Source organism: Pseudoalteromonas sp. DY56-GL79 (assembly GCF_041414765.1).
Lineage (GTDB): Bacteria > Pseudomonadota > Gammaproteobacteria > Enterobacterales > Alteromonadaceae > Pseudoalteromonas > Pseudoalteromonas piscicida.
This window is the reverse complement of the sequence record NZ_JANHZS010000001.1, coordinates 211,833-237,486: the sequence shown is the minus strand read 5'-3', so window position 1 is coordinate 237,486 and position 25,654 is coordinate 211,833. Positions and strand designations below refer to the sequence as shown.

Genomic DNA, 25,654 nt, shown 5'->3' with positions numbered 1-25,654 from the left:
GAAATGAGAAAATTAATGCTATCAGCGGTGGCAATGGCCGTCGCTGCGACACTAATAGGCTGTAATGATGGTTCTGAATTTGTTGAACGTGATAAGCCTGAACAAACTCAATCATCCGGGCAGCCCGACACTGGCGCATTGCGTAATATCACTTCAGATACTGGGGTTGAGATTGAGGCTATTTTAGCGGATGGTGTACAGGCCTCGCCTGCAGGTGAAAGTGTCGACAAACTTATCGACGCTAACACGAGCACAAAATTCCTCGCTTTTGCGCCAAACGTCACTGTAGTGTTTAAAGCCGCGACAGAGATTGAACTTAGAGAATATAGCTTTACGTCAGCAAACGATGAAGCGAACCGAGATCCAAAACAGTGGGTAGTATACGGCTCAAATGATAAATCAGATTGGATTGAGCTGGACTCAAGAGCGGGAGAAATATTCTCTGCTCGAGGACTGACTCGCAATTTTGAATTGGCCGAAAGCGGCGAAAAGTATCGCTACTTCAAATTTGATTTAGTACATGGTGGTACAGATAGCTATGGTGCTGATATTACGCAACTAGCGGAACTCGAAATCAAAACGGTATCGGATATTCCTATCGTCGCATTTAATGCAACAAACACGACTCCAGAAGTCTCTGAGTATATTGTTTTTAGAGATGAGTCGTTAGTTAACCCGACTCACTGGCAGTGGACGTTTGAAGGTGGTATTCCTGCGACAAGTACAGAGCAAAGCCCATTGGTTAAGTTTGAAGCTTTAGGGCCAAAAACCATTACACTGGTTGCGAGTAACGACAAAGGGGAAGCGACATTAGTTCAGCAAGACTTTATCCGTGTGTGGGATCCAGTCTCGCCATGGGCAGGGTTTCCAGAGCCTGTGATTGAAGTGAAAAAGGAACTACCAGAGCACCCTGGACAGCTGGCGCTTGAACGTGCGGTACCAGATCTAAATGCCCTTATTCATGAGATTTCTTTGAAGATTGCCAAGCGCTTATTTAATAATGTAACCGAAATCAACGTTTTTGAGCACGTTACTTTTATTACCGGAGACTTTGATGCGCCGGCTTCAAAGGCCGGTGAAGGCAAATTTATGGAGCTTAGGTTTGATGTTAAGCACATCGCCAATCTAGAGGGTCTTGGAGATGAGGCTATCCGTAACGAAGTCATTGGCGTGCTGTGGCATGAGCTGACTCATGGCTACAATAATGTTCCGGCTGAAGGTGAATATCGTCCGGGCACGGATTATCACACCTATCTTGAAGCGCTAGCTAACTTTATTCGAATAGATGCTGGTTACTTAGAGCATAGACGCGGTGGAGTTCGCTGGATGGAACACTACAATGTTGATGCTTACGATCAAACAGCATTCTTCTTTGAGTGGGTAGAAAACAGTCACCGTAACACCGATTTTATCCGCAAGTTTAATGCGGCAGCAAAAACACTTGATGCGTGGAGTTTAGACACCGCTTTTAAATCTATATTTGGTGAACAACGTGGGATTGATGCGGTATTTGAAGAGTATCAAGTCTACCTTGCAAGCGTCGGTAAGTTACCACCAGTACCACTTGGCTATCAGAACTTTGCGCCCACTAGCACTCAGGTAACAACAAACGGAACTGCACTTGTGCCTTTTAATGAGGGGGCAGATAAGCTTAATGATAGAAATATTACCTCTAAATTTAATGTGGTGTTGGAAGCCCCTGCTTGGCTTGCACAATATGCGCCTGACTTGTTGCCGATAAAACAGGTTGATAAGGCCCAGGTTAACTATGTGTTTGACAGCGCTAAAACAGCAAAATACTACTCATTAGCGACAGCGGGAGACAACCCTCATCGCTTTCCTAATGCGTGGCAGCTACAGGGTTCAAATGACGGTACGAATTGGATTACGCTAGATACTCAACAGTTTAACGAACTACCGAATACAATAGAATACTATAGCTTTGCTATCGAGAGTCCAAATGCGTATACCCAGTATCGTTTGGAACTTGAGCATACCCGTGAAGGCGGTGGAATTGGCGGTGCTAGCGGACGCCTAATTCAGCTAGGCGAATTCTCATTGTGGGAAGCAAAAGACTAGCCTTTTAGTTAAAAGGTGGGCAATGCCCACCTTTTTAAAACGTACTTATTGTGACTTTTAACGTTTCTTCTTCTTTTTACCTTGAACCGCTTTAAATCTCGGATTAGATTTACAGATTACGTAAACCCGACCGCGTCTTTTTACCACTTGGCATCCCGGTCTATTTTTAGCGCTTTTTAGTGAGCTTAGTACTTTCATCTGGTTTATCCTTTTTTAGTCGCAAGGTTTTTAAAGCGACGGTTAAATTGCGCAACTCGACCATCACTTGCCACCAACTTCTGTTTACCTGTGTAGAAAGGGTGGGACGCACTAGAGACGTCAATTGGGAAGTAAGGGTAAGTCTTACCATCTAGTTCAACGGTTCTGTCTGATTTTATGGTTGAACCGACAATAAAGTACTTATCAACCGATGTATCATGGAAGGCAACAAGTTGATAATCAGGGTGGATATTGGGTTTCACGACAACGACTCCTAGATAATGTGTTGTTATATTGTATCAATATAAATCAAATAAAAACTATTCTCAACAACTAATTTGTCGTTGCCGCTATTTAGTGCGATACGGCTAATTTGTCGACGCATGCGGAACTAAACTGAATGCATCTTGAGCAGTTGATTAAAAGGGGCTTACTTTCCTTAAAATTGCCTGATATAACTAGTTCTAGATAGTTTCTCAAGTAGTCATATTGGTGTTGACACCTAACCGGAATAGTAGCGAATAGACTTTTTTGGAATATAGCTATCGATGTAAGCCTTTTGGTTTGATAGATATGAGATAAAAGAGTGAGATCCAATTGAGGCTGGCTTAACGGTTAATAACCTTCACTAAATGAGAGAGGCCTAGCAAATAATTAAAACCTAGTACGTTCGCGAAGGTACTTTGTTCGCCAACGCAATACAGATATAGAGCATTTATTATGGATAAACATGCTGAGTTAGATAACTCAATTTTAGCTAAGCTTCACAGCAGCGATGACAGCGCGTTACAGCAAGAATTAGACACACTCTCTTGCACACATAGTGACATAGTGACACTACTGGCACAGTATCAAACGCTCAGTGAGCAAGATGATGAACTGTTCGATGCTTGGTACGACAGCTTATGTAAAGATCAGTTAAAGGTCTTAAAAGCATTTGAGATAATTCGTGCGCACATAGAACAGCAAATATAAATACGCATAGATTGTCTGGCGAAACGGTTGTGCGCCAGACGGCAGATTATTTGATTGATAAGTCGTACTTACTAATCAATTGGTCAATGTATCGAGTGCGTAGCGACTCTGTTTGCTCAGCTTGAGTATTGGCTGCCAATGCTTTATTTAGTAGCTTCATGGCGCTGTGTACTTGACTACGCTGCTCTGGGGCAATGCTGCTGGCGGTTCTTGCTTCTGTAATGTCGTCGATAATCGCGCGGCCTAGATCGATATAAAGCGCTTCCTCTACGAGACCATTTTGGCTGATCACCCCATACTTGCCACATAAAAACTGTTGCCAAACTTGTTGTACGTGCTCTGTAAGGTCATCACTAAAGCTTGGATCTTCGGTGTAAAAGCCTTTTTCAATACATTTCGCAAGTGCTTCACAGTAACGCTGTTGAAATAACTCAAATGCACTACTTGATTGATCTACTTTATGTTTAAGTAACAGTTGCCCCCAATTTAGTAGGCCTCGGGCATAAAAATCAGTATATTCTTCACATTCGTACAGGCCAAAGTACGAACTACACTTAATTTGATTTTGAATACTATAACTCGGATTTGGGAATAGGCTCATTTGTTGCCATTCTAAGAGCTGTTCTTCAGGTATCTTTAAGCTGCTGCTCAGCTCTAAAGTGGTATAAAAGTGCGTATTTAGAAAATGTGTCAGTCCCATAAAATTAAACTGGATAAATATACAGTGCTTTGGATTTTGCTGGATCTTTACGCAAATAACAAGCACTAAAGTTAAATTTCGTTAGATTTAACCGATTTACTCAGGTTTATGGGTCGGATCTCAGTCAGATTTATGGTAAAAATGGCTGTCAACTGGAAGAGTAATAGAAAGACCATGCATCAGATCCAATCAATAAAAAAAGCAAGCTTAATTACCGCTATTAAAACCCCTTACACAATGGCGGGTGAAATTGACTTAGATACTTACGACAAGCTAGTCGAAGCGCAAATAGCAGGCGGTGTCGATGGTATTGTTGTCGGTGGCACCACAGGTGAAGGCCAACTGATGAATTGGGAAGAGCACTTAATGCTCATTGCCCATTCTGCGAATAAATTTGGTGATAAATTGCTCATTGTTGGTAACACTGGCAGCAATAACACCAGAGAAGCAAAAAAAGCGACTGAATATGGGTTTGCATCGGGTATGCACTGTGCACTACAAATAAATCCGTATTATGGTAAAACCTCAATTACGGGTGTGAAGGCACACTTGAAAGAAGTCTTGGAAATCGGTCCGGGCTTTATTTACAACGTCCCCGGCAGAACGGGACAAGATATTACGCCTGATATCATAGAGCCGCTGGCCAGCCACAAGCATTTTGTTGGTATGAAAGAATGTGCGGGTGATGAGCGTATCGCGCACTATGAAGCGAAAGGCATTGCGTGTTGGTCAGGTAACGATGATCAAGCCCACGATAGCCGTCATAACAGCCAATCTCATGGCGTTATTTCTGTTGCTTCAAACATCATTCCGGGTTTATTTAGACAATTAATGGATACACCGAGCCCAGAACTAAACCAGTCACTACAACCGTTAATGAACTGGCTCTTCTGCGAACCAAATCCAATCGCTATCAATTCGGCTTTGATTATGACCGGTGCGGTCAAACCGGTATTTAGATTACCTTATGTGCCACTGTCGCAAGCTCAACAAAAAGAGGGAATTGAACTCCTCTCTCAGTTAAAAGAAAGTGACTTTGTCGGCTCGACACCAAAATTAATTGACGAAACCTTGCTTAAGTTTTGTTAAAAGTCGGTTTGTCATTTATAATCTGCGACCGTTTTTGACTCGGTCGTAGGTTATTATGGCAACGTTTTCTTCATTTAGTTTCGCACAGCCTCTTTTAGATGCGCTGCAAGACATCAATTTTCATACATTAACGCCAATTCAACAGGCGGCTATCCCAGCTGTCCGTCAAGGTAGTGATGTGCTCGCAACAGCGCAAACTGGAACTGGGAAAACCGCAGCTTTTGCATTACCTATCATCCAAAAATTGCTTGAGGCTGAAGCACAGTCGACGCCAAGAGCGTTGATTTTGGCGCCAACGCGTGAGCTTGCCGAGCAGATCGCCAACAACTGTGCGACATTTGCAAAGTACACAGACTTAAAAGTGCAGGCACTGTTTGGTGGGGTTAACGCCAATGGCCAAGCTGAGCGCTTAAAGCAGGGCGTGGATATTTTAGTAGCGACCCCTGGACGCTTGTTAGACCATATCCGCTTAGGTAATGTCACGTTGAGTAACGTTAAACACTTAGTGTTAGACGAAGCCGACCGCATGTTAGACATGGGCTTTATCACCGATATGCAAAAAATCATTGAGCTGGTGGATAAGCAAAAGCAGCTATTGTTGTTTTCTGCAACTTTCCCGTCTGCAATGAAGCAGTTCGCGAAACAAGTGTTGGATCACCCTAAGTTAATCCAAGCGACGCCAGAAAATAGTACAGCCGACACGGTTCGCCACGTTGTTTATCCAGTTAAAGAAGAACGTAAGCGCGAGTTACTATCTGAGCTGATCGGGACCAAAAATTGGCAACAAGTGCTGGTGTTCGTCAATATGAAAGAAACCGCAGACAAGCTAGTTGAAGAGCTAAAGCTTGATGGTATAGATGCAAATGTATGTCATGGCGACAAAACTCAAGGCGCTCGTCGTCGCGCTTTAAGAGAATTCACTGAAGGTAAAGTACGCGTTATGGTTGCAACCGAGGTCGCAGCTCGCGGATTGGATATCGTTGGCCTGCCACGCGTGGTTAACTACGATGTGCCTTACCTTGCCGAAGATTATGTTCACCGCATTGGAAGAACAGGTCGCGCAGGTCAGTTTGGTTATGCGATCACCTTTGTAAGCCGTGAAGAAGAATCTGATCTTATTCATATTGAACAGTTAATTGAGCAGCAAATTTCACGCTATTATCTGCCGGGCTACGAAGTAGCAAACCGTGAAAGACTGGTAGAAACTATCCAGAAGAAACCTGCGCATCAACGTCGTAAGGCGCGGGTGAATAAGCCTTCGAATCAAGCAAGTGCAGAAGCAAGATTAAAAAACCGCTCTCGTATTGCAAATGTACGTAAGCAGCAAAAGAAGAAGTAAAATTGTTTATTTGCTTTATTCACAACGCCAGCTAGTACGCTGGCGTTGTTGTTTTTAGCCAATGTGGCGTACAATAGCGAAAAATAATTATAAAAATACGGCTTGTGCTTCAGTCATTTCACATTGTTCCAGTTAACATAATCCAACTCGTCTCTGTTGGAGCTTATCTCCTCGCAATATTAATTTTTGCCAATCAACCACGCGCACGAATGCTCGTCATCTATTTGTTATTTCAATGTGTGCTGATGGCAACCAATTTTGCTGAAGAAGCGTTAGGGGTTAGAAGCTATTTACTTATCACGCCTGTATTCACCCTAGCTACTGGGCCTTTAGTCTATTTTCTGTTTAAAAATCTACTGCATGCTAATCGGGATAAGCAAGAGCGAAGGTTAATACATTTCCTACCTGTTTTGCTGGCGCTTCCATTTACGGAGTACACCCAACTTTTGATTGCGCTTGGTACTGTCAGTCAGTTGATTTATTTTGCCTTTACGGTACAGCTTGTTGGCCTTTATCAGCGAGCATCAGCGGAGATCAGAGCGGACGTTAACACGCGCGATTTGCAGTGGATCAGAACAACGGTTGTCTTGTTTGTGCTCTTTGCTTTGGTGGATTTAGTCAGGCTCAATATGCAAACATACAACGACATCACCACGAAAGCACTCTGGTATTTTATTGACTTAGTTTGGTTACTTGCAATTAATCTTTATCTGGTTGTCAAAGTACACAATCAACCACACCTCGAAGATTCGATAACGCAAGCCCAAGAAATAACGTTCAATGAGATGGGTAAACAGGCAGAAGATCCAACCGAGATATTCAATGCAATTCATAACACGATTATGCAGCACTATTTATATCGTCAGCCACGACTGACTATTCACGATGTTGCTGAGATTATTGGACTTGGGGTAAAGGATATCTCTTGGGCCATCAATACTTGTGGTGGTTATAACTTTAATGAGTATATCAATAGCCTGCGGGTCGATGAGGTAAAACAGCAACTACAGTGCGAAAAGCAAGCAACCCCCAACTTATTAGCACTCGCAATGAATGCTGGGTTTAACTCAAAATCCTCGTTTAACAGTGTTTTTAAAAAGCAAACGGGTTACACTCCAACTCAATTTTTAAAATTAATATAAGTATATTAAGCAATTGCTTAGACTTTGTTCTGAATGTTTTTTAAAGTCGTAGAAGTACAAAATCCTGATATTGCACGCCATATAAAGTCGTTATAGGTAATCTGGGGTTAAATCGATAACAAGGATAAAGATGATGTATTCAAGTTTTCTCACTCATGTGGCCACTTGCCTGACTTTTAGTAGTTTGTTTATCGCGCAGCCTGCGAAGGCTGAACCTATTCGGGTGCTGACATCCACGAGCGAACAAGCGCATGTTGCACAGCAACTAACTGTTAAATCCCCTGTAGATTACCTAAATACACGGATCAACGCACTCGCGTTGGTACGGAGCAAAAATTGGCAACAGGCGTTACCACAATTGCAAAAGCTCACTAAGTCGTATCAAGATGACGGAGACACTTGGTATCTATTGGGATTAACGCAAATACAATTAACGCATTATGAGCAAGCTATCATTGCGCTGAAAAAGGCATTGTCACTGGGTGTAAACCTAACTAATATTCCTACCGGTTCGCGCCCCTCGAATGACATTATGATAAAAATTGCAGGCGCGTATGCCGCACAGGGTAAAGTGAATGAAGCTAATGAGTGGCTGAGTAAGTCTTTGTCAGCGCGGTACGGCGAACGCAGTAGCTTAGCAACTAGAAGTGTTTTCGACTCCATTAAAGATAATGAGCAATTTCAGCGTCTTACAGGTAACTATAAAGACACTTCGCTCAACCGAGAGCAGCAGTGGAATGCGGATTTAGATTTCTTACTCTCAGAAATTAAGCGGTTGCATGTTAACGAGCAGGCAAGTAACAACCCTGATTTAATTGCGTTGGCAAATAATTTGCGCTCAGATATACCCAAGTTAACTGATCAGCAAATTGTCTTCGGTATGATGAAAATGATAGGCACGCTTGGTAACGGGCATAATTTTATCGTGCCGACTTTCGGAGAAAAAGGGAATTTCACTCGTTTGCCAGTGCAGTTTTATGCCTTTATCGATGGCCTTTACATTGTTGATGCTGATGCTGAAGCTGAGTTTAGTGATTTAATCGGCTATAAAGTCACAGCCTTTGGACAAACACCAACCGCAGAAGCAATGGCGAAAGTTGCTGAGATTAATCCGCGAGATAATGAAATGCAGCAGCTTTGGCTTGCGCCTTATTATCTCGCCATGCCCGAAGTACTCGCAGGACTAGAGTTAAGCGATGCGTCAAATGAGGCGTCTATCACGTTAGAAAATGCACAGAATATGCAAAAGACCATTCGCCTTAGAGGTCGAACATTTGAATTTCGCGGCTTTCCGACTTTGCCAGGAAATCATCAAAAAAGCCCACAGTATCTACAAAATGTGACCAAACCTTACTGGTACGAAGTGGATAAAAGCAACGGGGTTTTGTACGCACAGTTTAATGCCGTTGCACAGATGAAAACGCAGTCGCTAGCGCAATTTAGTGCGGAGTTAATAGAGACAATAAAAGACGGTGAAGTAAATCACTTGGTGCTGGATTTACGACACAATAGTGGCGGCAATGGATCCATCTTACCACCATTACTAAAGGCACTTATTTATTTTGAAGCGGCAAAGCCAGAAGGCAAGTTATTTGTAGTGATGGGACGTAATACCTTTTCAGCAGCGCAAAACCTCTTAACCAATATTGATAGTTTTACCAATGCCATATTGGTTGGAGAGCCAAGTGGTTCTCGGCCAAACCATATTGGTGAAGCTGGAAGGTTCCGTTTACCGTTCAGTGGGGTGTTTGGACTCGTTTCGTCGCAGTTTCATCAAACTTCTCGCGCAGAAGACCACCGTATTTGGATTGCACCTCACATGCCGGTATTGCCGGACTCTACACGCTACTTCAATGGTGTCGATCCCGCTATGAAAGCCATTTATAGTGTCTTAGATAAAAACGTCGATGGTTTGGTTAAGTAACCATCGCGTTAGTTGAGCGCATTTTTTAGGTAAAATCATAAAAAGGAAGTGGCATAAATGATAACTGCAGCAGCGTTATTGTCGTTTTCTTTGTGATTGCCGCTTTGCTGTATTTCTCTGTTTAAGTGTATGCGCTGACTATCTAAAAAGTAAGCTAGCAACAAGAGGGACATGGGGTGCTATCAATTCCTGAACCATTATGCTAGCTTTGTTAGTGAAATCAACTAAATGGAATAATAATAATGAGAATTGGTAAGGCAGTTCAGTGCTTGTTTGCTGTGACTTTAGCGGCTTTCTTTTCGGTAGCTGCGATGGCAGAGTCCGAAGAAAAGACAAAACAAGAATATGAGCAACAAACAAAAACCTTGATGTCAAAAGTGCTTGATGAAAAGAGAACTTTTACAATTCAACTACCCAAAAATTATCACACCAACTCCAATAAAAAATACCCTGTTATTTATCGCCTTGATGGTAAAGGCAACCTTCCGTTGATGACCGCAGTACTTGAGCGTTTGCAAGGAGCAAACGTTTCTGCGGCACCTGAAGTTATTATTGTTGCGATTGAAAATACAGACAGGTTAAGAGATCTTTATCCAACTAAGAATAAAGAGCCAGCAGGACCTATGGATATTGGCGGAGGGGCACCCAAGTTTTTAGAGTTTATCGAGACTGAACTTATTCCTTATGTGAACCAGACCTACCGCACTCATGATTTTAAAGTCATTGCAGGTGCATCTGCAGCGGGTACTTTTGCTCTTTATGCTTTGCAGGCAAAGCCTGAGCTATTTCAAGCGCATATTGCTTATAGTCCAGCGATATGGTGGAACTTTGGCGCGACGGCAAAGAGTACTAAAGCGTTTATTTCCAAAACGAAACGGTTAGATAACTTTCTATATATTACAATTGGTGAGGAAGGCGGTGTGATGCGCGAAAGATATGACGATATGGCGCACTTTTTAGAAGAGAATCAACCACTTGATTTGCGCTTTTTCAGTGAGGCCTACGACAATGTTCCTCATGGCCTTGTGTCTGCAGCTGGTATTTTTAGTGCGTATCAAAAGCTATTTTTGCCAACCCAAATGCCTGCGCGTGCTTATACTGGTGAATTGAGCTCTATTACTAAGTATTATCAACAACTATCAGCTCAATATGGCGAGGTTTTTGAACCACAGGAAGCCGTGATCAGAGAGCTTGGCTATTACTATGTAAGTATGGGTAACGTGGAAGAAGCAATTAAGTTGTTTCAGTTTGGCGTTTCACGCTATCCAAATAATGCAGATGCCTACAACGGCTTAGCATATGGCTATGAAACCGACAAACAATACCAAGCATCTTTAGAGCAAGTAAACAAAGCGCTGGCATTGTCATCGAAGGGTGATGGTGGCTACGATGTCTTTGTTGCTCGTAAAGAGCGGCTAACTAAATTACTTGGTGAGTGATAATTAAAATGCGTAAATAGACCACTTAGGTAATCGATGTGGTCTATTTTTTGGATATTTAATGGCACTTAGAAATAGTGGCGAATACGCTTTATTTTTTCGCCGCTAAACTCAAACAGTGTCATAAGCTTTTGCTTATTTTCTTTTTCATCCGTGTTGCCTTGCTGGTCAACACAAGGGTGTAGATACTCAACGGTCACCGCATTAAGGCCTTCAATGATGTTTGTTATCTGGATATCACATTTTCCGTATTGGCCTAGATAGTTGAGTAGGCCTTTTTTGTATTCTTCTTTTGATAATACGGCATTAAAGCGAGGGTGCTCGAATGAGGCGTCTGGCGTTAAGAGCGTAAGTAGGTGGGTAACATCAGACTCTTTTGAATATTGGTGTTCAACGGCTTCTTGTGCGATGAAGTAAGCGTTGACCTTGTCGCTCAGTGTATCTGCGGAGCAAAGACTTGAAACCATCATGAGTGGCAGCAGTGCATATCGAACTTTCATTATGATTCTCCTTAATTTATTGTTTTTTAACTCTTTATTTGGGGTCATGTTTATTGAGTATCAATTGCTCCGACTTACTGATTAGCTCATCTTTAATAAATTTTTGGCTTATCCAATTGCCTTTAAACAACTTCTGCCATCGTATCATAATCGCTTCATCCGACAGACGCTTAGCCTTTTTATCATCAACATATAAAACAAACTCATCATGGCATAAGCACAGATATCAATACAAAACACAGCTTCTAACATTAGTAATTTTTCTTCAACCCAATCACAACGGTGCTCGTATAATTTTCCAGTAAACTTATCCTCATCGCACAGAAAGGTGTGCCTTACGTCGCGGGAGGTACAGTGGTAGTATTTGGTGTCGATTAAACTGATTTGTTTTTTGCGGGCCGCCGCTATAGTGTGGTTTCCTCAATCCTTTGAGTGCAGAACTAAAGCTTAGACGGCATCTTTGGAGAGGGCAAATTAGTGGTGGATGTCTGGTTTAAATTACAAAATTCACGAGGGATTATTACTACCAACTACCACAATATAGATTCTTAGTTCCGTTCGAATGGTAATGACATTTTTTTTTGTTTTTGCACCCCTCATTATGGCCTAATAAAAAGTTTGGGTTTGCAATTAAGTCTCTACAAACTCCGATTCGAGCATTTTCTGGGAGCTCCTGATGAAACTTTTGAAGAGATTTTCCAGAAAGAATGAAGGATTTTTGCTTGTGTTCTTTACATATTCTGACTGAGTCTATGAATCTCGATTTTAACATAGAATCTGTTTGAGGGTATATTAGGTTTTTATTAATATTATAAAATCCTGATGAAAGGTCAAAGTAGGAAGCTCTAATTTTTAATATTTCCTTAATATCATTAGATCTGAATTTGTCTATTGATTGCACTCCCGTTCTCATGGATAACCTGATGGATGATTCACATTTTTTTATGTTTATATAATCAACTAACTCTGATAATCTTACTCTTGCTAACTCATACTTGTCACAGAAGTTTGAATCAATTAATAGACTAATTAAATATCCATGAGCAGCGTGAATTTGTATGTGTCCAAACCCATGTTCAATACTTAAGTCTATACCATGTTTAAAATCTAAGAAAATGCTTTCAATTTCACTTTCTTCTATTGAGCTAAACTTATTCTTGTAATCTTCCAGCTGTCGACCTTTTGATACGAAGTTCATTATACCTCGATATCCAGCCCAAGCTGAACTTAGCTGTATACCCGCTATGCTTCCCTTGCGCTTTATAGCATTTGCCAAATCCTTCCAGGCCGAGTGTTCGGATATTTTTAGACAAACATCATTACTCCCATACCCTTTGGGCGTGACTACGTTACCTACAATTGATGCGTGAATATGTGGGCCACTTCTTTTCTCATGAAATTCAATTAGTATTTGATCAGGGTTTGAATCAACACCGTATCCGGTGTTTACAGGTAAGAAAAATATTTTTTTAGATTCATTTACCATAACGCTCTCTATTTATTTTGATTTTTTTTATTACTTCTTTCTCTATATCTATTTCCAATATTTCAGAAATCCTAAGCATATAAATGAATGAGTCTACCCATTCTTCTATTAGCATTGACTCTATATTTTCTTCATCTATGCTGTATCCTTTTCCATCAATCTTTAACTGTATTTTTTTTACTAGATTGGAAAATTCACCTATCTCTCCAAATAGACCAATTAGATCCTTAGATAGCTGAACGTACTTATCTTCTTTGCTTATAAAATGAACAGGGAAATTTAGTTCAATATCTTGCTTTATTTGAATTTCTCTAATTTTATTAATTTCCAAAACTTGCCTCTGATTTTTTGTTTGTATAGTAAAATGTGATTACCCCTGCAAGTATACTAATAGTAAGAGATATATAAGAGTCCATCCATTTGTTTTCAATTGCAGCTACAAGTCCAACATTAATTAAAATTTGTAGTATTAGTAAGTTGTTTAGCCTAACTTGGCGTTTTACTACTTTCTTTATCAAGTCTGATGTTGATTTTGGAATTATTTTATGTGCTTCCTCTTCTTCAGAATCAACTCTTTTGTCATTTTTAATGTCGCAATACTCCTTCTGTAACCTTTCCTTAATAGGCCATATGTCGGTGTGAAAACCATGTTGGCCTTTATAGCTAGCTCCTGCAGGACTATTTAAATTCAAAAACTCAATCTTGGCTAAAGACTCTCCTTGCGGAATAGATATATACTTGTTACTTATATTTTGAGTAACAAGACCTAGCTGGCCGCAGAAACCAGGATCTGCACTAGTACAAATGGGAGTTAAGCCAATACTGAAAAGGGAACCTTTACTTATAACTCTTGCGGTTAAATCTAATGGCATATTCAGCTTTTCTTTAGTAATAAGCACTACAAGGTGTCCTGGTTTAATGAGTACTTCTTGCTTATATGTCAGATCAACTCTTTTATTATCTTCAGTCAGGTCATAATAAACATTTCCCATTCTTAGTTCATAACTCGAGGGATCAACGTTTTTTAATTCTGCAGTTTCAATTAAGTTGTCAGATTTTATTTTTTCTCTTATCTCTATATCAGAGAGTACCATAGCTAGCGCCTTGTGAGGGATCTTGTTTATTTTTAATATATCATTTTTTTGATGTATGTGAATTTTTTATATCTTAATGTTGTATTTTTATGTTTGCGATGCGATTAACCAACTTTGCATTTCTGTCACTCGACTAATACAGCGAGCGAATGCAAATGCCAGTTGCTCTCCTTGGTAAATTTGCTCTATCGGCGCATCTGCCAAAAAAACAACCAGTACTTTGGCTTCGTAACATTCATCGATAAGCGCTATAAGGCGTCTGGCCTCATCGTCGCCAATCCTAGGTTGCATTGAGTTATTTGGGCGGATATAGCCTTCCTCAGTCCCTTGTGCTACATCTTTATTCTCTGGAGTAACACCAAGTAGCGGTAACTCAGAGATAAAAATACAGCTAAATTGCTGTGCAAGCTCAATATAATCAATGGTAGCGCGAGGGCTTGAGCAGATCTCCATAAAATCAAAACATACGACGCGTTCATTTGCGCCAAGCACGTTAATTAGACGATGATTAATCTCCAGGACGCCTGGTTTGAATATGCCACCGGCATTAGTAAAGGCGTCCCCAAATGCTTGTTTATCATTGACAAAGTAGTGGTTTGCCTTTGTACCTTTGCTAAATCGGTGATCTGTCTCACCACATACAGATATAACATCGCAGTGACTTAAAAGCAGTGCTATCGTTGGCTCAAAGCGGTCTCTATGTAATCCATCTTTGTATAATTCTGTTGGGTGACAATTAGAGGTTGCAACTAAGATCACGCCAGCTTCAAAAAGGGCTTCAAACAATCTCGCCATAATGATGGCGTCACCGATATCAGTGACAAAAAACTCGTCAAAGCACAGCACAGAAGTGTGCTCAGCCCAGTTTTGGGCGATCCGCTTTAAAGGATCTCTCACACCTTGTATTTGATTGAGTTCTTTATGCACCTGTTGCATAAAGTGATGAAAGTGTAGGCGAGTTTTATTTGCGACGTCAGTGAATTCATAAAACCAATCCATCAGCATGGTCTTGCCACGACCAACAGGGCCATAAAAATAGATGCCTTTATTCGAGTGACCACAAGCAAGTGATTGAGACAGGGCATCTAAGGCTGAAATTGCAGCTTGCTGCGCTGCATCAGGAGTAAGATTTCCACATTCAATTTGTGCTTGATAATGGCTAGAGATTGACATAGACACTGCAAATAGGAATAGTTAATCCGAATAATATCATAAAGCTAGAACTCATGGATGCACTAACAAGATTAAAACAAGCGGTAGACGCCTATTATGAAATTTCGGAAGAAACTTGGTCCGCTATTGCTGCGATCACCAGCATCAAACTACTCGCGAAAGATGAGTGGCTATACCAAGAGGGTGAATACCTAACAACTTTTGCATTTTTACATCAAGGGTTAGTTAGATTAGTAAATACCAATGCTGCTGGGCAGGAATACAACAAGCGTTTTTTTGTGGCGGGGGAGTTTCCTGGTGTGATGCATGCTCTACATCGCCAAGAGCCTGCCAATCAAGGGATCCAAGTGCTTGAAGCATCACAGGTAGTCCTAATTAATTTTAAGCAATTTAGAGCACTGCTGATGGATAATCCGGAATTAATGCGATTTCAAATACTGTATCTTGAAAAGAACTGGTTGTTAGAAAAGGATAAGCGAGAGCTTTATATGGTGCAGTTAGATGCCACGGAGCGCTATCTCTCATTTTTAAAAGAGCAGCCAGAACTTGCTGAGCGTGTACCGCAATACCATTTAGCGTCACACCTTGGGATCACTCCTACACAGTTAAGCCGAATAAGAAAATCATTAAAAAATTCAGGTTCGTTTACATAGGTAAATGAGCCAAGCTCTTCACCTTGTTAAAGTTGCCTCACACATAATGGAGAGCAACTTATGAATACATCACAACTAGAATCATTATTAAATTGGCGCTACGCCGTCCGCAAATTTTCTGAGCAAACTATTGCTCAGGACAAAGTCGATAAGTTAATTGAACTAACGGGGTTGAGTGCTTCAGCATTTGGCTTACAGCCTTATAAGATTATTCAAATATCCAAGCAATCGATAAAAAAAGCATTACTACCGCATTCGTATGGACAACAAAAGGTGCTTGATAATAGTCATCTATTAGTTTTTGCTGCGGATATGTCACCTATTGATAGCCAAATAGAGCGCTACATTCAAGACTTTAAGGCGAATCGAAACCTTGATGAGCTTATCTATGCGCAGATGGAATTGGGTATGAAAGACGCGCTACACACCATGGACTGTGCGTCTCAATATAGCTGGTGTTCTGAGCAGGCTCACTTGGCCCTCGGTACATTACTGCTGGTAGCCGCCAGTATGGAAATTGATGTTTGCCCAATGACCGGTATCGATAAGGTTGCCTACGATGACGTGTTGGGTCTTTCATCCTTAAACTTACGCACGGTATTAATTGCGCCAATTGGCATTCGTGACAGTACGGATGTAAACGCGAATACAAGCAAAGTAAGGAAATCGAGAGACTTGCTGCATCTTGAGGTATGACTATGATTTTTGCCATATTAGCCGTTTTTGCAGGTGGTGCAATTGCGGTGCAGGCAAGCATGAATGCACAACTTGGCGGCTTATTAAAAAGTCCGATATTGGCAGCTGGAGTGGCGTTTACCGTCAGCGCATTCTATGCCTTTATTGCCTTTCGGGTATCTGATAACGCGCTGCCAGCAACCTCAGAGCTAAAAGCGGTGCCTTGGTACTTGTGGTGTTTAGGTGGGGTGCTAAGTGCAACAGGGGTGGGACTCTGTTATTTTTTAATTCCTAAAATGGGTATAGGTAACCTTATGGCTTATTACTTGTGTGGTCAAATGGTGGTAGCTATGGTGATCGGTCAGCTTGGTCTCTTTGGTGTACCTTATACGCCTATTAACCTGCAAAAAGTCGTGGGCGTGATTGCTGTGCTGACCGGTATTGTACTTATTAACGTTAATCGTTCAGGCTAAAACTCAGTCATTTCTAAGGCTTTGCTAATAGCTGGTGTTGCCGCAATTTGGCGATAATAGCGGCGTAAATTCTTAAGCGAAGGCGTTTTTTCTAAAAATGTCTTCGCACGTTCACAAAGCATAAATAAATAGCTGTCGCACAGCGTAAATTGATTTGCAAACAGGTAATGATTGTCTGCAAGTAACGTATCAATAATACCAAACCCTTCTTCCAGTCGACCTTGCTGCGAGCGAATAAGGTCGTCATACATCAAAGCACTTTGGGTGTGTCGTTCTGGGTAGGTATACATCAATAAGTCGCTGTGAATAGAAGCGCTCATAAAATGCATCCATTGCAGGCACTGTGATTTAAGTTTTAGCTCAGTTGGGATAAGTTGCTTGTCGATGTGCTTTTCAGCAAGGTACTGAGAGATTGCAGCGCTTTCAAATAAGGTAAAGTCATCATCAACGAGGGCAGGTACTTGTCCGGCAGGGCTTAGTGTTAAGTATTGTGCACTACGGTTGGCGTTTTTTTTGATATCCACCAGTTCAAGTTGATAAGGCTCACCAATGAGTTCTAATAAAATATGAGGCGCAAGGCTCGCACTTTGTGGATAGTAAAAGAGTGTGTACATAATTCACCTAATGTTAGGTCACGTGTATCACTCAGGAACAGGGCATAAAATAACAGTGATCACGTGAAGTTAGTTTAATACCAATGTAATAATTGCAACGTTATTGGTATCCAAAATCGGCTCCTTCTTCGCTGTCTCCTATTCAACCTTAGGTGAGGGTTGAGGTTTTCACAAATAAAAATGCCAGCAAATGCTGGCATTTAGATAATTTTAAAGTATTAGCTACGGATTGTAGTAGATAGGAGAGTTAGGTCCAACAGGTAGGCCAAAGCCAAATACCCACACGTAGAATAGTGCAACCCAGCCGATAAAGAAGAACATGCTGTACGGCAACATCGTGGCCACTAGAGTACCTATACCCATGTCTTTTTTGTATTTAGTCGCAACCGCTAATATCAAACCAAAGTAACTCATCATCGGAGTGATAAGGTTAGTAACTGAATCTCCAATTCGGTACGCTGCTTGTATGGTTTCTGGCGCATAGCCGATAAGCATTAGCATTGGAACAAATATCGGTGCCGTGACAGCCCATTGAGCTGATGATGAACCAAGGCTTAGGTTCACGAGTGCACACATGAATATAAACAGTACGAATACTTCAGGGCCAGTTAGGTTTAGCGCCTGTAATAGTGCTGCGCCATTTATCGCAAGGATAGTACCTAGGTTTGTCCACTTAAAGAATGCAACAAACTGAGCGGCAAAGAATACCAACACGATATACATGCCCATCGAGCTCATGCTTTTACTCATTGCATCAATAATATCGCGGTCATTTTTCATGGTGCCGACCACACGACCGTACACAAAACCCGGAATAGCAAAGGTTACAAAGATAAATACCACAATCCCTTTTAGAAATGGTGAACCCGCCACTTCGCCTGTTACTGGGTGACGTAAGATGCCATCTTCAGGCACTATGGTTAATGCAAGTAGAATGCTTACTACGAGTAGTGATACACCCGCCCATTTGAGGCCTGATTTTTCTTTTACTGAAAGCTTCTCGATATTGTTTTCGCTTAAATCAACGCTGGCTTCTTTAGGGTCGTATTTCCCTAAACGTGGCTCTACGATTTTCTCGGTGACTAAGGTTCCCACGATGGCAATTAGGAATACTGAAATCATCATGAAGTACCAATTCGCTTCAGGTCCTACTTGGTAAGTTGGGTCAATCATCTGCGCAGCAGGCGTCGTAATACCAGCTAATAGCGGATCTATGGTGCCAAGCAATAAGTTTGCGCTGTAGCCACCGGATACGCCAGCAAATGCAGCGGCTAAGCCAGCAAGTGGGTGTCTACCAAGGCTATGGAAAATCATTGCGGCAAGCGGAATAAGTACAACGTAGCCAAGTTCTGATGCGGTATTAGACAAGATAGCGGCAAATACGATCATAAAGGTAACAAGGCGTTTTGAAGCGCCCATTACCATGCCGCGCATTGCAGCAGATAGCATGCCTGAGTGTTCTGCAACACTAACCCCCAGTAATGCAACAAGTACAGTGCCAAGCGGTGCAAAGCCAGTAAAGTTAGTCACAAGACCAGTCACAATGCGTTGCAGACCCTCAGCACTCATCAAGCTTACGACTTCAATAACACCGTCGGGGTCGCGACCCGCGGAGCCTTCTGGGCGAGGATCGATGGCAGATAACCCCATCCAATCGGCAATACCACTGAATACCACGATGGCGATACAAAACATTGCAAACAAAGTAATAGGGTGGGGAAGCATATTCCCTAAGAACTCAACAGTTGCCAAGAAGCGATTAAATAATCCCCCTTTTTGCCCCTGTTGGTCCTGACTATCAGCTTGCGTCTCTACAGCATTTGACATAGCTAAATTCTCAGTTCCAAAAAATGGCGCAACCTTAGCATTTTTTTTACATGAGGTCATGCTTAAGCGGCTATTTGTCCTCTTTTTAGGGTGAAAGGCGGAACATTGTGCAAAAACGGAACAGTTAGAATAGCTTAAGCTGATTTTTATCAGAACTTACTTGTTTTTTGCGCCCACGACTTGAGCGGCGCCTTGAAGCGTGAGTGTGAAGCACTCTGCCTGTTTCATCTTTATCTAGATGTTGCTTATAAAATGCGGAGATTTTTTCACGGGCAATTTTTGCTGCGTCATCGGGTAATATAGCAGGCCGCTGATATTGGTCTTCTTTTAAGCCGTTATAAAACCAAGGTGTATGTAAGTAATGCGTTGGGACGTGATTAAGCTCAGGGATGTAGCGGCGAATGAATTGACCTTCTGGATCATATTTTTGCCCCTGCGTTATGGGGTTATAGATGCGAAACGGATTTATCCCAGTAGTGCCTGACTGCATTTGTACCTGAGGATAGTGGATCCCAGGTTCATAATCTATAAATAGAGTGGCAAGTCTTGCTGCTGGTTGTTGCCAATCAAGCCATAGGTGATAGCTTGAAAACGCCATCAACATGGCGCGCATGCGAAAGTTTATCCAGCCTGTGGTGATCAGCATTCGCATACAGGCATCAATAAAGGGGACGCCCGTGTTGCCGTGAGCCCAAAGTTCAAAGCGTTGCGGATTAAATTCACTAGCCCGCATATCGATTAAGGATGCATGCACAGCACGCTCTGCATAAAGCGGTTCTGATTCGAGCTTTTGCACAAAATGGCTATGCCAGTAAAGCCGTGATAAAAAACCGCTCTTATTGCGTTTTGAGTCAACATTTAATGCAAGAGTTTGATGTAACACGTCTTTGAGACTAAGCACGCCATAAGCCAAATACGGACTGAGTCTGGAGCTACTGTTTACAGCTTTTACCGGGCTTGATATACCAAATAAATAGTTGTCTATCCTATGATCAAAAAAGCTATTCAAGGTTTGCTGCGCGGCTTTGAGTCCACCTAATTGTGGCTTTGGCGCTGAGTTGCTGTCATTTCCTGGATAGTCATTTAAAAGTGCAACGCCACTATGCTGTTGCAGCAGAGGATTAATTTTTGAAGGAGTCGGTAGACAGTCGCCTTGCAGCCAGTCTTCGGCTTGCTGTTGCCACTTATCACGATTCACTTTTCCCCTGAATACGGCTTGTTGGCGATATTCTTCATACGATACGTGTCTTTCTTTACACCAGGCAATAACACGCAAATCGCGCTCAAATGTCCATGTATTCCCCGTTTCTTGATGGCAATAAAGGGTTGCGATCGCGATGTGCTGATGGATCTTTTCAAGTATTTCAATGATATCGCCCTGGCGAATCGTCAGCGTGCCACCTAAAAGCTGCAACTGCTCAGCAAGGCTTAGCAGCGACTCCTTTACAAATTGAAATTGTCTTTCGCTGGTATCGGGGAGTTGCCAATATTCGGGCTCAACAACATACAAGATCAGGGTTGGTCTGCCATTATTACACGCTTCGTAAAGTGGTCTATGGTCGAACACTCTTAAGTCACGTTTGAGCCAAACGAGATTAATCATCTAACACACCCTTAAATAATAAAGGGTAACGGCGTAGGCGTTTGCCTATGTAGTCGTCAGCGAGGATCTGCTGGCAAATTCGCTCTACGTCACCGTCCACTGCAAACACCCAATCAAAGCGTTCAATGGCGAGCAAAAAGCCACGTTTTGAAAAGCGTTGCTGGCGAAATTCATCGCAGTTATCTTTGATTATCTTGAGTTTATTTGGATTTTCCCTAAGCGCTTCGACTACCATGTTTACGTATGCGCGGGTTTGTTTGCTTTCAGGGCGGGGACGTCTAATGCGACGCCCTCGGTTGGTATTTGGATATAAGCTACTCATTCGCCTCTTTAAAAATGTAATCTAGCTTCTTAATAAAATCGTCTTTGTGCTTATCTTGTTCATAATCCAAGTGATAAGTATTATGAAACCCAGAGCGCAGTAACACGCCACTGCCTTGCAGGTATATGGTGTAACCATCTGGATCTGAATAGGCCACTATGCCCTCATAGCGTTTACCTTCTTCGGTTACTTCACCGTGCTTTTGAATATGCTCGAACACCGTTAACAAGAACTTGCTATCTAATTCATTTTTCATTGTTCACCTCGATACTTGGAATACGCTTTCACTGTGCTAGCCGATCACTTAACTAACGCTGAAATTGCCTTAAATTGCTCATTCTTGGCCGATTTTAGCCACTGAAATAAAATAGACTCTAAAGCCAAAAAGCGTGCGCCATCTGCCTGCATCTGCATTAGCGCCCAATCTGTGTGTTTTGGATTACGTGAGCAAATACCATCGGCAACTATCACCACGTTGAAATTGTCCGCCAGCAGGTCATTGACGGTTTGTTGTACACAGATATGACTTTCGAGACCAACCACGACGATGGTGTCGCGTTTATATTCTTGAATAGCTTGTTTGCATGATTCAACGTGGTAAGCACTAAACGCGGTTTTTTCGATAACCGGGAGATTAAATTCAAGTAAACTCGGTGCTGTATGGCCAAGCCCTTTGGGATATTGCTCAAAAATCAGTGCAGGAACAGTCAAATGTTCTGCAGCTTGTAGTAGGGTGGTTACTTGGCGCTCGATATCGCCAAATACCTCAATATGAGGACGAAATTTTTCTTGAATATCGATCACTAAGATCATGCTGTCCGAAGGTATCAAATTCATCATCTTCTCCTTAGAGATTACGTTGCAAGGCGAGCACGCGCGCTTCGCTAATACGTTATTTATTCGTTACAATGGTATACCCACTTAAAAAGTAAACGGTTTTGGCGTGAAAGTACATTTTCTTGGCACTTCTTCAGGTAGCCCATCTAAGCAACGTAATATGTCGGCAGCGGCAGTAAGCTTTGAAAATACCAAAGCCTGGGTACTAATTGACTGCGCCGAAGCGACCCAGCATGCGCTGCAGCACAGTGAGTTAACCCTATATCATCTCGAAGCGATTTGTATTACCCATCTTCATGGGGATCATTGCTATGGATTACCCGGACTCATTTCATCCATGGCGTTAAACTCTCGCAAAGCGCCGCTAAAATTAATTGCGCCGAGGGCTGTTATTCAGTTTGTGCAAAGCTGTTTTACACTGACAGAGGTGAGGCTAAGTTTTGACTTAATCACCATCGCCCTTGAAGAAATAAACGATAAGTTACATCTTGAATGTTGCGATATCGAAACCATAGCGCTACAACACAGAGTGCCCAGTGTTGGCTATAAACTCACGGAAAAGTGCATTCCTCGCAAGTTAAAAATAGATAAACTTCAGCAAGATGGCATTGCGTCTGGTGGCCACTACAACCTGTTGCAAAAGGGCCAAGACGTAGAATACCAAGGCCGACTTTTAACCCCGGATGACTACAGTTTTTATAGTTGGCAACCTCGAGTTGCAATAATTTGTGGTGATAACGAAAAGCCCGGCTTGCTGTCGCAGATGATAAAAGGGGTCGATTTACTTGTTCATGAAGCTACCTTTACCGCTGCAGATCTTCATAAAGTGGGATTTCATACAGGGCATAGCGATGCCAAGCGCATCGCTCAATTTGCACAATTACATCAAGTGCCCATGCTCGCGCTCACTCATTTTAGCGTGCGCTATCATGGTGAGGGCATGCTGCAGCCTCTTATAGAAGAGGCCAAGTTGCACTTTAGCAATGCACTCATCATCGCAGAGGATGGTCTGATTGTAGACATTCCAAAGCAAAAGCAAGTTGAGTGCGCAACTGCTTAGCTCTGGGATTGCTCGCAAAACCAACGCCAATCGGCTACGACTTGCTCGCTGTAATGACTGGCCGATTTGACCAATTCATCAATGAGACTAGGCAAAGTGGCTACTGCATCTTCTTGAAATTGTAAGGAGCGTCTATCTGCTCGCATATGTGAAAGGGCAAGTGCTTCACCACAAGCTTCTGCATATTGGCTAAAGCCCGACTTAGTCGCTGCACGTTTACCGATGGTGATGTCTTCTGGATCTATACCAACGCGAGCATGATGGCGCGAGCGTACCAGCCAATGGCTGCCTTGCCACAGTGCATTATCTAAAATGAGATCGGTGCGGCGCTGCATTTTTCTTTGACTGTTGACGGTTAAGTGTGCGGGATCTAAGCGATTCACTGGGCTTAAATTTGCAAAGTAAGCAAGAGGCGAAGCGAGTTGCTGTTGTTTTACCTCCACAATGTGGCATAGCGGCAAAATATCTTTAGTGGGCTTTTGTACGTTTGGGCCAACCAACAAATAATATCTGCTCAGATGCAATGAGCCTGTGCCTTGGTCGATACGCTCAACACAATCTAAAATTTCGTCATCAACGTAGGGTGCAAAGTGATAAATAAGGTTTTCTTTTAAATCGGGGTCAAGTTGCTTAAACTTCAGTTTGTCTTCGCGAAAACGTAGCGGTTTAATGCTGAGGTCGATTTCCTTAGCAAGTGTACTTTTAATCGTAAACGCGGCGCCACCCGCCATTCTTTGCAACCCTTTTTGCCATCGTTTATGCAATATATGGTTATTATCAAACTCGGTTAAGCCTGTGTTGCTATCGACCTTATGTTCCAGCGACAACTGACAAGCTTTTAGGTAGCTGTGTAAAAAGTCGAATTGTGCTTGGGCAACTAGCTCTTTACTGACCAAAGGTTTACTTCGGTCTTTAATATCCTGAGCTTGCTCTTGAATACGCCCACCTTCTAGTTGGGTAAGCGGTAAACTCACTAAAAAGCGAAACAGGTCCCACACAGCGTGTCCGACGCAGGCATCATCGAAGTCATTAGGTTCAAAAATTAGGGTATCGCCGTGGCTGCCTTCTTCACTATGAAAGCCAAAATTGCCCGTATGACAATCGCCCATTACGTAAGTGAGTGGCAGGCTGGTGGCCGCTTCAGGTAACTGTAGTTGTTGCTCCAGTAAGTCCTTATACATAAGCGCGGCACTACCACGGAAGAACCGAAATGGACTGAGTCTCATTTTGTCGAATTTACTGCACTCATTGCTTACGTGAATGCCTTCACGCTCATTAAAGTAAGATGCAAGATAGTCGTGACGATTCATGGATTAGTCCTCCCTTTGAACAATACCCAATTGAGATTTTGCCAGTTTTACAACGGCTTTATCGATAGGTGGGGGACTAATATCAACCCCCTTGCTTAGTGCTTCGACAATGGTTTTCATCACTTGTACGCGGGCATACCATTTATGTTCCGCGAGGATCAAATGCCATCCCGCTAAATTGGTATCGGTTTTAGCAAACATATCATCAATTGCTTGCTCATAATCTTGTCGCTTTTGGCGGTTGCGAATATCTTCTTCCGTTAGTTTCCAGCGCTTATATGGATTATTTAAACGCTCTGTAAAGCGTTTGAGTTGTTCGTCTTCGCTAATGTGTAAAAATAGCTTAACGATGCGGACATTATCATCCGTCAGCAGACGCTCAAATTCATTGATTTCTTGATAGGCGCGGCGCCACTCTTGCTCACTAGCAAATGCTTCAACCCGTTCTACCAACACTCGGCCGTAGTATGAACGGTCAAAAATAGTCATAGTGCCCCGAGGTGGTAGCTTAGTTTGAAAGCGGTATAAGTAATGCCGGCCTTGTTCCTCAGGCGTTGGTTTTGCGATTGGGTAAACCTTAACGCCGCGTGGATCGAGCTTTTCTGTCATGCGGCGAATAGCGCCTCCTTTACCAGCCGCATCCCAGCCTTCAAACACTAAAATAGCGCGCTTCCCTTGATGAAAATAGGCTTGTTGCACATGTAATAGTTGCGTTTGCCAGTACTTTAACTCGCTTTTGTAGTGTTTTTTTGAATCAATAGCAGGATGTGTCATGGGAGGCTTAACACTTAGCCCGCGATTTAGCGCCTTTATTTCTGATACATAACTGGTCATGCTAACTCCTTTAATCGCCTTTGGTTAAGTTGGCCCCGTTGTTGTCAAAGCGCTGTTCAACGCGAAAATATTACCGCACCAACTAACTTTTGAGCGTGTTAGAGTAACCTAGATTAAACTCTACAGGGACTTTTTGACAATGATATGTCATACCATTTTGTCTTACACTTCCTTAATTTGAGGGAGCTAATCAGGCGCTAACGGCGTTAAAAATTTCTCATCATTTAGAACAGGTAAATAGCAAAATTTTTCCTTGATTGAATAACTGACTCCATCGGTATAAAATCTACCCCGAATAATATCTCGCG

The 25,654-nt window shown here is 42.2% G+C and carries 27 protein-coding genes and 1 pseudogene; 11 read left to right on the top strand and 17 right to left on the bottom strand.

What is annotated here, in order from left to right; translation table 11 throughout:
• Positions 1-3 precede the first annotated feature (3 nt).
• Positions 4-2,079 carry a basic secretory protein-like protein gene (locus NO992_RS00945; RefSeq protein WP_371373578.1) on the top strand — a complete coding sequence of 692 codons (2,076 nt, stop codon included), beginning with the start codon at positions 4-6 and terminating at the stop codon, positions 2,077-2,079.
• Positions 2,080-2,136: 57 nt separating this feature from the next.
• Here the strand turns inward: NO992_RS00945 and ykgO are convergent, their stop codons facing one another.
• Together ykgO and NO992_RS00935 are read right to left on the bottom strand one after the other, a co-directional pair.
• Positions 2,137-2,277, bottom strand: coding sequence for a type B 50S ribosomal protein L36 (gene ykgO / locus NO992_RS00940; protein WP_010373066.1), 141 nt, complete (start codon positions 2,275-2,277; stop codon positions 2,137-2,139).
• Positions 2,278-2,282: 5 nt separating this feature from the next.
• Positions 2,283-2,540, bottom strand: coding sequence for a type B 50S ribosomal protein L31 (locus NO992_RS00935; protein WP_010373063.1), 258 nt, complete (start codon positions 2,538-2,540; stop codon positions 2,283-2,285).
• A gap of 457 nt (positions 2,541-2,997) precedes the next feature.
• Between NO992_RS00935 and NO992_RS00930 the strand changes: the two genes are divergently transcribed.
• On the top strand, positions 2,998-3,252 hold the full coding sequence (locus NO992_RS00930) for a hypothetical protein (RefSeq protein WP_010373062.1): 255 nt from the start codon (positions 2,998-3,000) through the stop codon (positions 3,250-3,252).
• Between the two features lie 46 nt (positions 3,253-3,298).
• On the opposite strand, the gene NO992_RS00925 is transcribed toward NO992_RS00930, so the two are convergent.
• A complete protein-coding gene (locus NO992_RS00925) occupies positions 3,299-3,952 on the bottom strand; it encodes a DUF6058 family natural product biosynthesis protein (protein ID WP_017216736.1) in 654 nt (217 codons plus the stop codon).
• A gap of 174 nt (positions 3,953-4,126) precedes the next feature.
• Between NO992_RS00925 and NO992_RS00920 the strand changes: the two genes are divergently transcribed.
• The 5 genes from NO992_RS00920 to NO992_RS00900 all read left to right on the top strand — a co-directional run bounded on the left by NO992_RS00920 (position 4,127) and on the right by NO992_RS00900 (position 10,885).
• A complete protein-coding gene (locus tag NO992_RS00920; RefSeq protein WP_017216737.1) occupies positions 4,127-5,041 on the top strand; it encodes a dihydrodipicolinate synthase family protein in 915 nt (304 codons plus the stop codon).
• A 55-nt stretch (positions 5,042-5,096) separates the two neighbouring features.
• On the top strand, positions 5,097-6,380 hold the full coding sequence (locus tag NO992_RS00915; RefSeq protein WP_017216738.1) for a DEAD/DEAH box helicase: 1,284 nt from the start codon (positions 5,097-5,099) through the stop codon (positions 6,378-6,380).
• A 245-nt stretch (positions 6,381-6,625) separates the two neighbouring features.
• Positions 6,626-7,522: a helix-turn-helix domain-containing protein gene (locus NO992_RS00910; RefSeq protein ID WP_371373572.1), complete on the top strand. Its 897-nt coding sequence runs from the start codon at positions 6,626-6,628 to the stop codon at positions 7,520-7,522.
• Between the two features lie 130 nt (positions 7,523-7,652).
• Positions 7,653-9,446: a hypothetical protein gene (locus NO992_RS00905; protein WP_371373569.1), complete on the top strand. Its 1,794-nt coding sequence runs from the start codon at positions 7,653-7,655 to the stop codon at positions 9,444-9,446.
• 242 nt (positions 9,447-9,688) lie between these two features.
• Positions 9,689-10,885, top strand: coding sequence for an alpha/beta hydrolase-fold protein (locus NO992_RS00900; RefSeq protein WP_371373565.1), 1,197 nt, complete (start codon positions 9,689-9,691; stop codon positions 10,883-10,885).
• A 68-nt stretch (positions 10,886-10,953) separates the two neighbouring features.
• On the opposite strand, the gene NO992_RS00895 is transcribed toward NO992_RS00900, so the two are convergent.
• From NO992_RS00895 to zapE, 6 genes and pseudogenes are all read right to left on the bottom strand, one after another.
• Positions 10,954-11,385 carry a nuclear transport factor 2 family protein gene (locus tag NO992_RS00895; RefSeq protein WP_371373562.1) on the bottom strand — a complete coding sequence of 144 codons (432 nt, stop codon included), beginning with the start codon at positions 11,383-11,385 and terminating at the stop codon, positions 10,954-10,956.
• Between the two features lie 49 nt (positions 11,386-11,434).
• Positions 11,435-11,793, bottom strand: a pseudogene (locus NO992_RS00890) (transposase); the annotation flags it as partial.
• 115 nt (positions 11,794-11,908) lie between these two features.
• A complete protein-coding gene (locus NO992_RS00885) occupies positions 11,909-12,871 on the bottom strand; it encodes a hypothetical protein (RefSeq protein WP_371373559.1) in 963 nt (320 codons plus the stop codon).
• Positions 12,861-13,202, bottom strand: a complete 342-nt coding sequence (locus NO992_RS00880) for a hypothetical protein (RefSeq protein WP_371373557.1) — start codon at positions 13,200-13,202, stop codon at positions 12,861-12,863. Before NO992_RS00880 ends, NO992_RS00885 begins: the two co-directional genes overlap by 11 nt.
• Complete coding sequence (locus NO992_RS00875) at positions 13,192-13,965, bottom strand: hypothetical protein (protein WP_371373554.1); 774 nt, start codon at positions 13,963-13,965, stop codon at positions 13,192-13,194. The genes NO992_RS00880 and NO992_RS00875 overlap by 11 nt, the downstream gene beginning before the upstream one ends.
• A gap of 87 nt (positions 13,966-14,052) precedes the next feature.
• A complete protein-coding gene (zapE, locus tag NO992_RS00870) occupies positions 14,053-15,138 on the bottom strand; it encodes a cell division protein ZapE (RefSeq protein ID WP_371373550.1) in 1,086 nt (361 codons plus the stop codon).
• 53 nt (positions 15,139-15,191) lie between these two features.
• Between zapE and NO992_RS00865 the strand changes: the two genes are divergently transcribed.
• From NO992_RS00865 to NO992_RS00855, 3 genes are read left to right on the top strand one after another with little or no spacing between them, the layout of a single operon-like run.
• Positions 15,192-15,791, top strand: coding sequence for a Crp/Fnr family transcriptional regulator (locus tag NO992_RS00865; protein WP_371373547.1), 600 nt, complete (start codon positions 15,192-15,194; stop codon positions 15,789-15,791).
• 60 nt (positions 15,792-15,851) lie between these two features.
• Complete coding sequence (locus tag NO992_RS00860; RefSeq protein WP_371373544.1) at positions 15,852-16,487, top strand: nitroreductase family protein; 636 nt, start codon at positions 15,852-15,854, stop codon at positions 16,485-16,487.
• Positions 16,488-16,489: 2 nt separating this feature from the next.
• Positions 16,490-16,939, top strand: coding sequence for a DMT family transporter (locus NO992_RS00855; protein ID WP_371373541.1), 450 nt, complete (start codon positions 16,490-16,492; stop codon positions 16,937-16,939).
• Here the strand turns inward: NO992_RS00855 and NO992_RS00850 are convergent.
• From NO992_RS00850 to NO992_RS00825, 6 genes are all read right to left on the bottom strand, one after another.
• The gene (locus tag NO992_RS00850) at positions 16,936-17,553 is read right to left on the bottom strand and encodes a glutathione S-transferase family protein (RefSeq protein WP_371373538.1); all 618 of its coding nucleotides are present in this window, start codon (positions 17,551-17,553) and stop codon (positions 16,936-16,938) included. The genes NO992_RS00855 and NO992_RS00850 overlap by 4 nt on opposite strands.
• Positions 17,554-17,775: 222 nt before the next feature.
• The gene (locus NO992_RS00845) at positions 17,776-19,380 is read right to left on the bottom strand and encodes an AbgT family transporter (RefSeq protein ID WP_371373535.1); all 1,605 of its coding nucleotides are present in this window, start codon (positions 19,378-19,380) and stop codon (positions 17,776-17,778) included.
• Between the two features lie 124 nt (positions 19,381-19,504).
• Entirely contained in the window at positions 19,505-20,983 is a 1,479-nt protein-coding gene (locus tag NO992_RS00840; protein WP_371373532.1) for an FAD-binding domain-containing protein, read from the bottom strand.
• Positions 20,976-21,305: a hypothetical protein gene (locus NO992_RS00835; protein ID WP_371373529.1), complete on the bottom strand. Its 330-nt coding sequence runs from the start codon at positions 21,303-21,305 to the stop codon at positions 20,976-20,978. The genes NO992_RS00840 and NO992_RS00835 overlap by 8 nt, the downstream gene beginning before the upstream one ends.
• Positions 21,298-21,561, bottom strand: coding sequence for a DUF3081 family protein (locus NO992_RS00830; protein WP_010373027.1), 264 nt, complete (start codon positions 21,559-21,561; stop codon positions 21,298-21,300). Before NO992_RS00830 ends, NO992_RS00835 begins: the two co-directional genes overlap by 8 nt.
• 44 nt (positions 21,562-21,605) lie before the next feature.
• Positions 21,606-22,145: an isochorismatase family protein gene (locus NO992_RS00825; protein WP_226899315.1), complete on the bottom strand. Its 540-nt coding sequence runs from the start codon at positions 22,143-22,145 to the stop codon at positions 21,606-21,608.
• 103 nt (positions 22,146-22,248) lie between these two features.
• Between NO992_RS00825 and NO992_RS00820 the strand changes: the two genes are divergently transcribed.
• Positions 22,249-23,202 (top strand): ribonuclease Z, encoded by a 954-nt coding sequence (locus tag NO992_RS00820; RefSeq protein WP_371373525.1) that lies wholly within the window; start codon positions 22,249-22,251, stop codon positions 23,200-23,202.
• Here NO992_RS00820 and NO992_RS00815 read toward each other — a convergent pair.
• Both NO992_RS00815 and NO992_RS00810 read right to left on the bottom strand, forming a co-directional pair.
• Positions 23,199-24,512, bottom strand: a complete 1,314-nt coding sequence (locus NO992_RS00815) for a DUF2252 family protein (protein ID WP_371373522.1) — start codon at positions 24,510-24,512, stop codon at positions 23,199-23,201. The genes NO992_RS00820 and NO992_RS00815 overlap by 4 nt on opposite strands.
• Before the next feature lie 3 nt (positions 24,513-24,515).
• A complete protein-coding gene (locus NO992_RS00810; protein WP_010373016.1) occupies positions 24,516-25,346 on the bottom strand; it encodes a polyphosphate kinase 2 family protein in 831 nt (276 codons plus the stop codon).
• Positions 25,347-25,654: the final 308 nt, after the last annotated feature.

What these genes read in the sequence shown, in the direction of transcription:
- NO992_RS00925 (WP_017216736.1), bottom strand. Translation starts at nt 3,952, where the DNA reads ATGGGACTGACACATTTTCTAAATACGCACTTTTATACCACTTTAGAG.
- NO992_RS00845 (WP_371373535.1), bottom strand. Translation starts at nt 19,380, where the DNA reads ATGTCAAATGCTGTAGAGACGCAAGCTGATAGTCAGGACCAACAGGGG.
- NO992_RS00875 (WP_371373554.1), bottom strand. Translation starts at nt 13,965, where the DNA reads ATGGTACTCTCTGATATAGAGATAAGAGAAAAAATAAAATCTGACAAC.
- NO992_RS00910 (WP_371373572.1), top strand. Translation starts at nt 6,626, where the DNA reads ATGGCAACCAATTTTGCTGAAGAAGCGTTAGGGGTTAGAAGCTATTTA.
- NO992_RS00835 (WP_371373529.1), bottom strand. Translation starts at nt 21,305, where the DNA reads ATGAGTAGCTTATATCCAAATACCAACCGAGGGCGTCGCATTAGACGT.
- NO992_RS00825 (WP_226899315.1), bottom strand. Translation starts at nt 22,145, where the DNA reads ATGATGAATTTGATACCTTCGGACAGCATGATCTTAGTGATCGATATT.
- zapE (WP_371373550.1), bottom strand. Translation starts at nt 15,138, where the DNA reads ATGTCAATCTCTAGCCATTATCAAGCACAAATTGAATGTGGAAATCTT.
- ykgO (WP_010373066.1), bottom strand. Translation starts at nt 2,277, where the DNA reads ATGAAAGTACTAAGCTCACTAAAAAGCGCTAAAAATAGACCGGGATGC.
- NO992_RS00860 (WP_371373544.1), top strand. Translation starts at nt 15,852, where the DNA reads ATGAATACATCACAACTAGAATCATTATTAAATTGGCGCTACGCCGTC.
- NO992_RS00930 (WP_010373062.1), top strand. Translation starts at nt 2,998, where the DNA reads ATGGATAAACATGCTGAGTTAGATAACTCAATTTTAGCTAAGCTTCAC.
- NO992_RS00840 (WP_371373532.1), bottom strand. Translation starts at nt 20,983, where the DNA reads ATGATTAATCTCGTTTGGCTCAAACGTGACTTAAGAGTGTTCGACCAT.
- NO992_RS00865 (WP_371373547.1), top strand. Translation starts at nt 15,192, where the DNA reads ATGGATGCACTAACAAGATTAAAACAAGCGGTAGACGCCTATTATGAA.
- NO992_RS00885 (WP_371373559.1), bottom strand. Translation starts at nt 12,871, where the DNA reads ATGGTAAATGAATCTAAAAAAATATTTTTCTTACCTGTAAACACCGGA.
- NO992_RS00810 (WP_010373016.1), bottom strand. Translation starts at nt 25,346, where the DNA reads ATGACCAGTTATGTATCAGAAATAAAGGCGCTAAATCGCGGGCTAAGT.
- NO992_RS00920 (WP_017216737.1), top strand. Translation starts at nt 4,127, where the DNA reads ATGCATCAGATCCAATCAATAAAAAAAGCAAGCTTAATTACCGCTATT.
- NO992_RS00945 (WP_371373578.1), top strand. Translation starts at nt 4, where the DNA reads ATGAGAAAATTAATGCTATCAGCGGTGGCAATGGCCGTCGCTGCGACA.
- NO992_RS00855 (WP_371373541.1), top strand. Translation starts at nt 16,490, where the DNA reads ATGATTTTTGCCATATTAGCCGTTTTTGCAGGTGGTGCAATTGCGGTG.
- NO992_RS00895 (WP_371373562.1), bottom strand. Translation starts at nt 11,385, where the DNA reads ATGAAAGTTCGATATGCACTGCTGCCACTCATGATGGTTTCAAGTCTT.
- NO992_RS00905 (WP_371373569.1), top strand. Translation starts at nt 7,653, where the DNA reads ATGATGTATTCAAGTTTTCTCACTCATGTGGCCACTTGCCTGACTTTT.
- NO992_RS00850 (WP_371373538.1), bottom strand. Translation starts at nt 17,553, where the DNA reads ATGTACACACTCTTTTACTATCCACAAAGTGCGAGCCTTGCGCCTCAT.
- NO992_RS00900 (WP_371373565.1), top strand. Translation starts at nt 9,689, where the DNA reads ATGAGAATTGGTAAGGCAGTTCAGTGCTTGTTTGCTGTGACTTTAGCG.
- NO992_RS00915 (WP_017216738.1), top strand. Translation starts at nt 5,097, where the DNA reads ATGGCAACGTTTTCTTCATTTAGTTTCGCACAGCCTCTTTTAGATGCG.
- NO992_RS00815 (WP_371373522.1), bottom strand. Translation starts at nt 24,512, where the DNA reads ATGAATCGTCACGACTATCTTGCATCTTACTTTAATGAGCGTGAAGGC.
- NO992_RS00830 (WP_010373027.1), bottom strand. Translation starts at nt 21,561, where the DNA reads ATGAAAAATGAATTAGATAGCAAGTTCTTGTTAACGGTGTTCGAGCAT.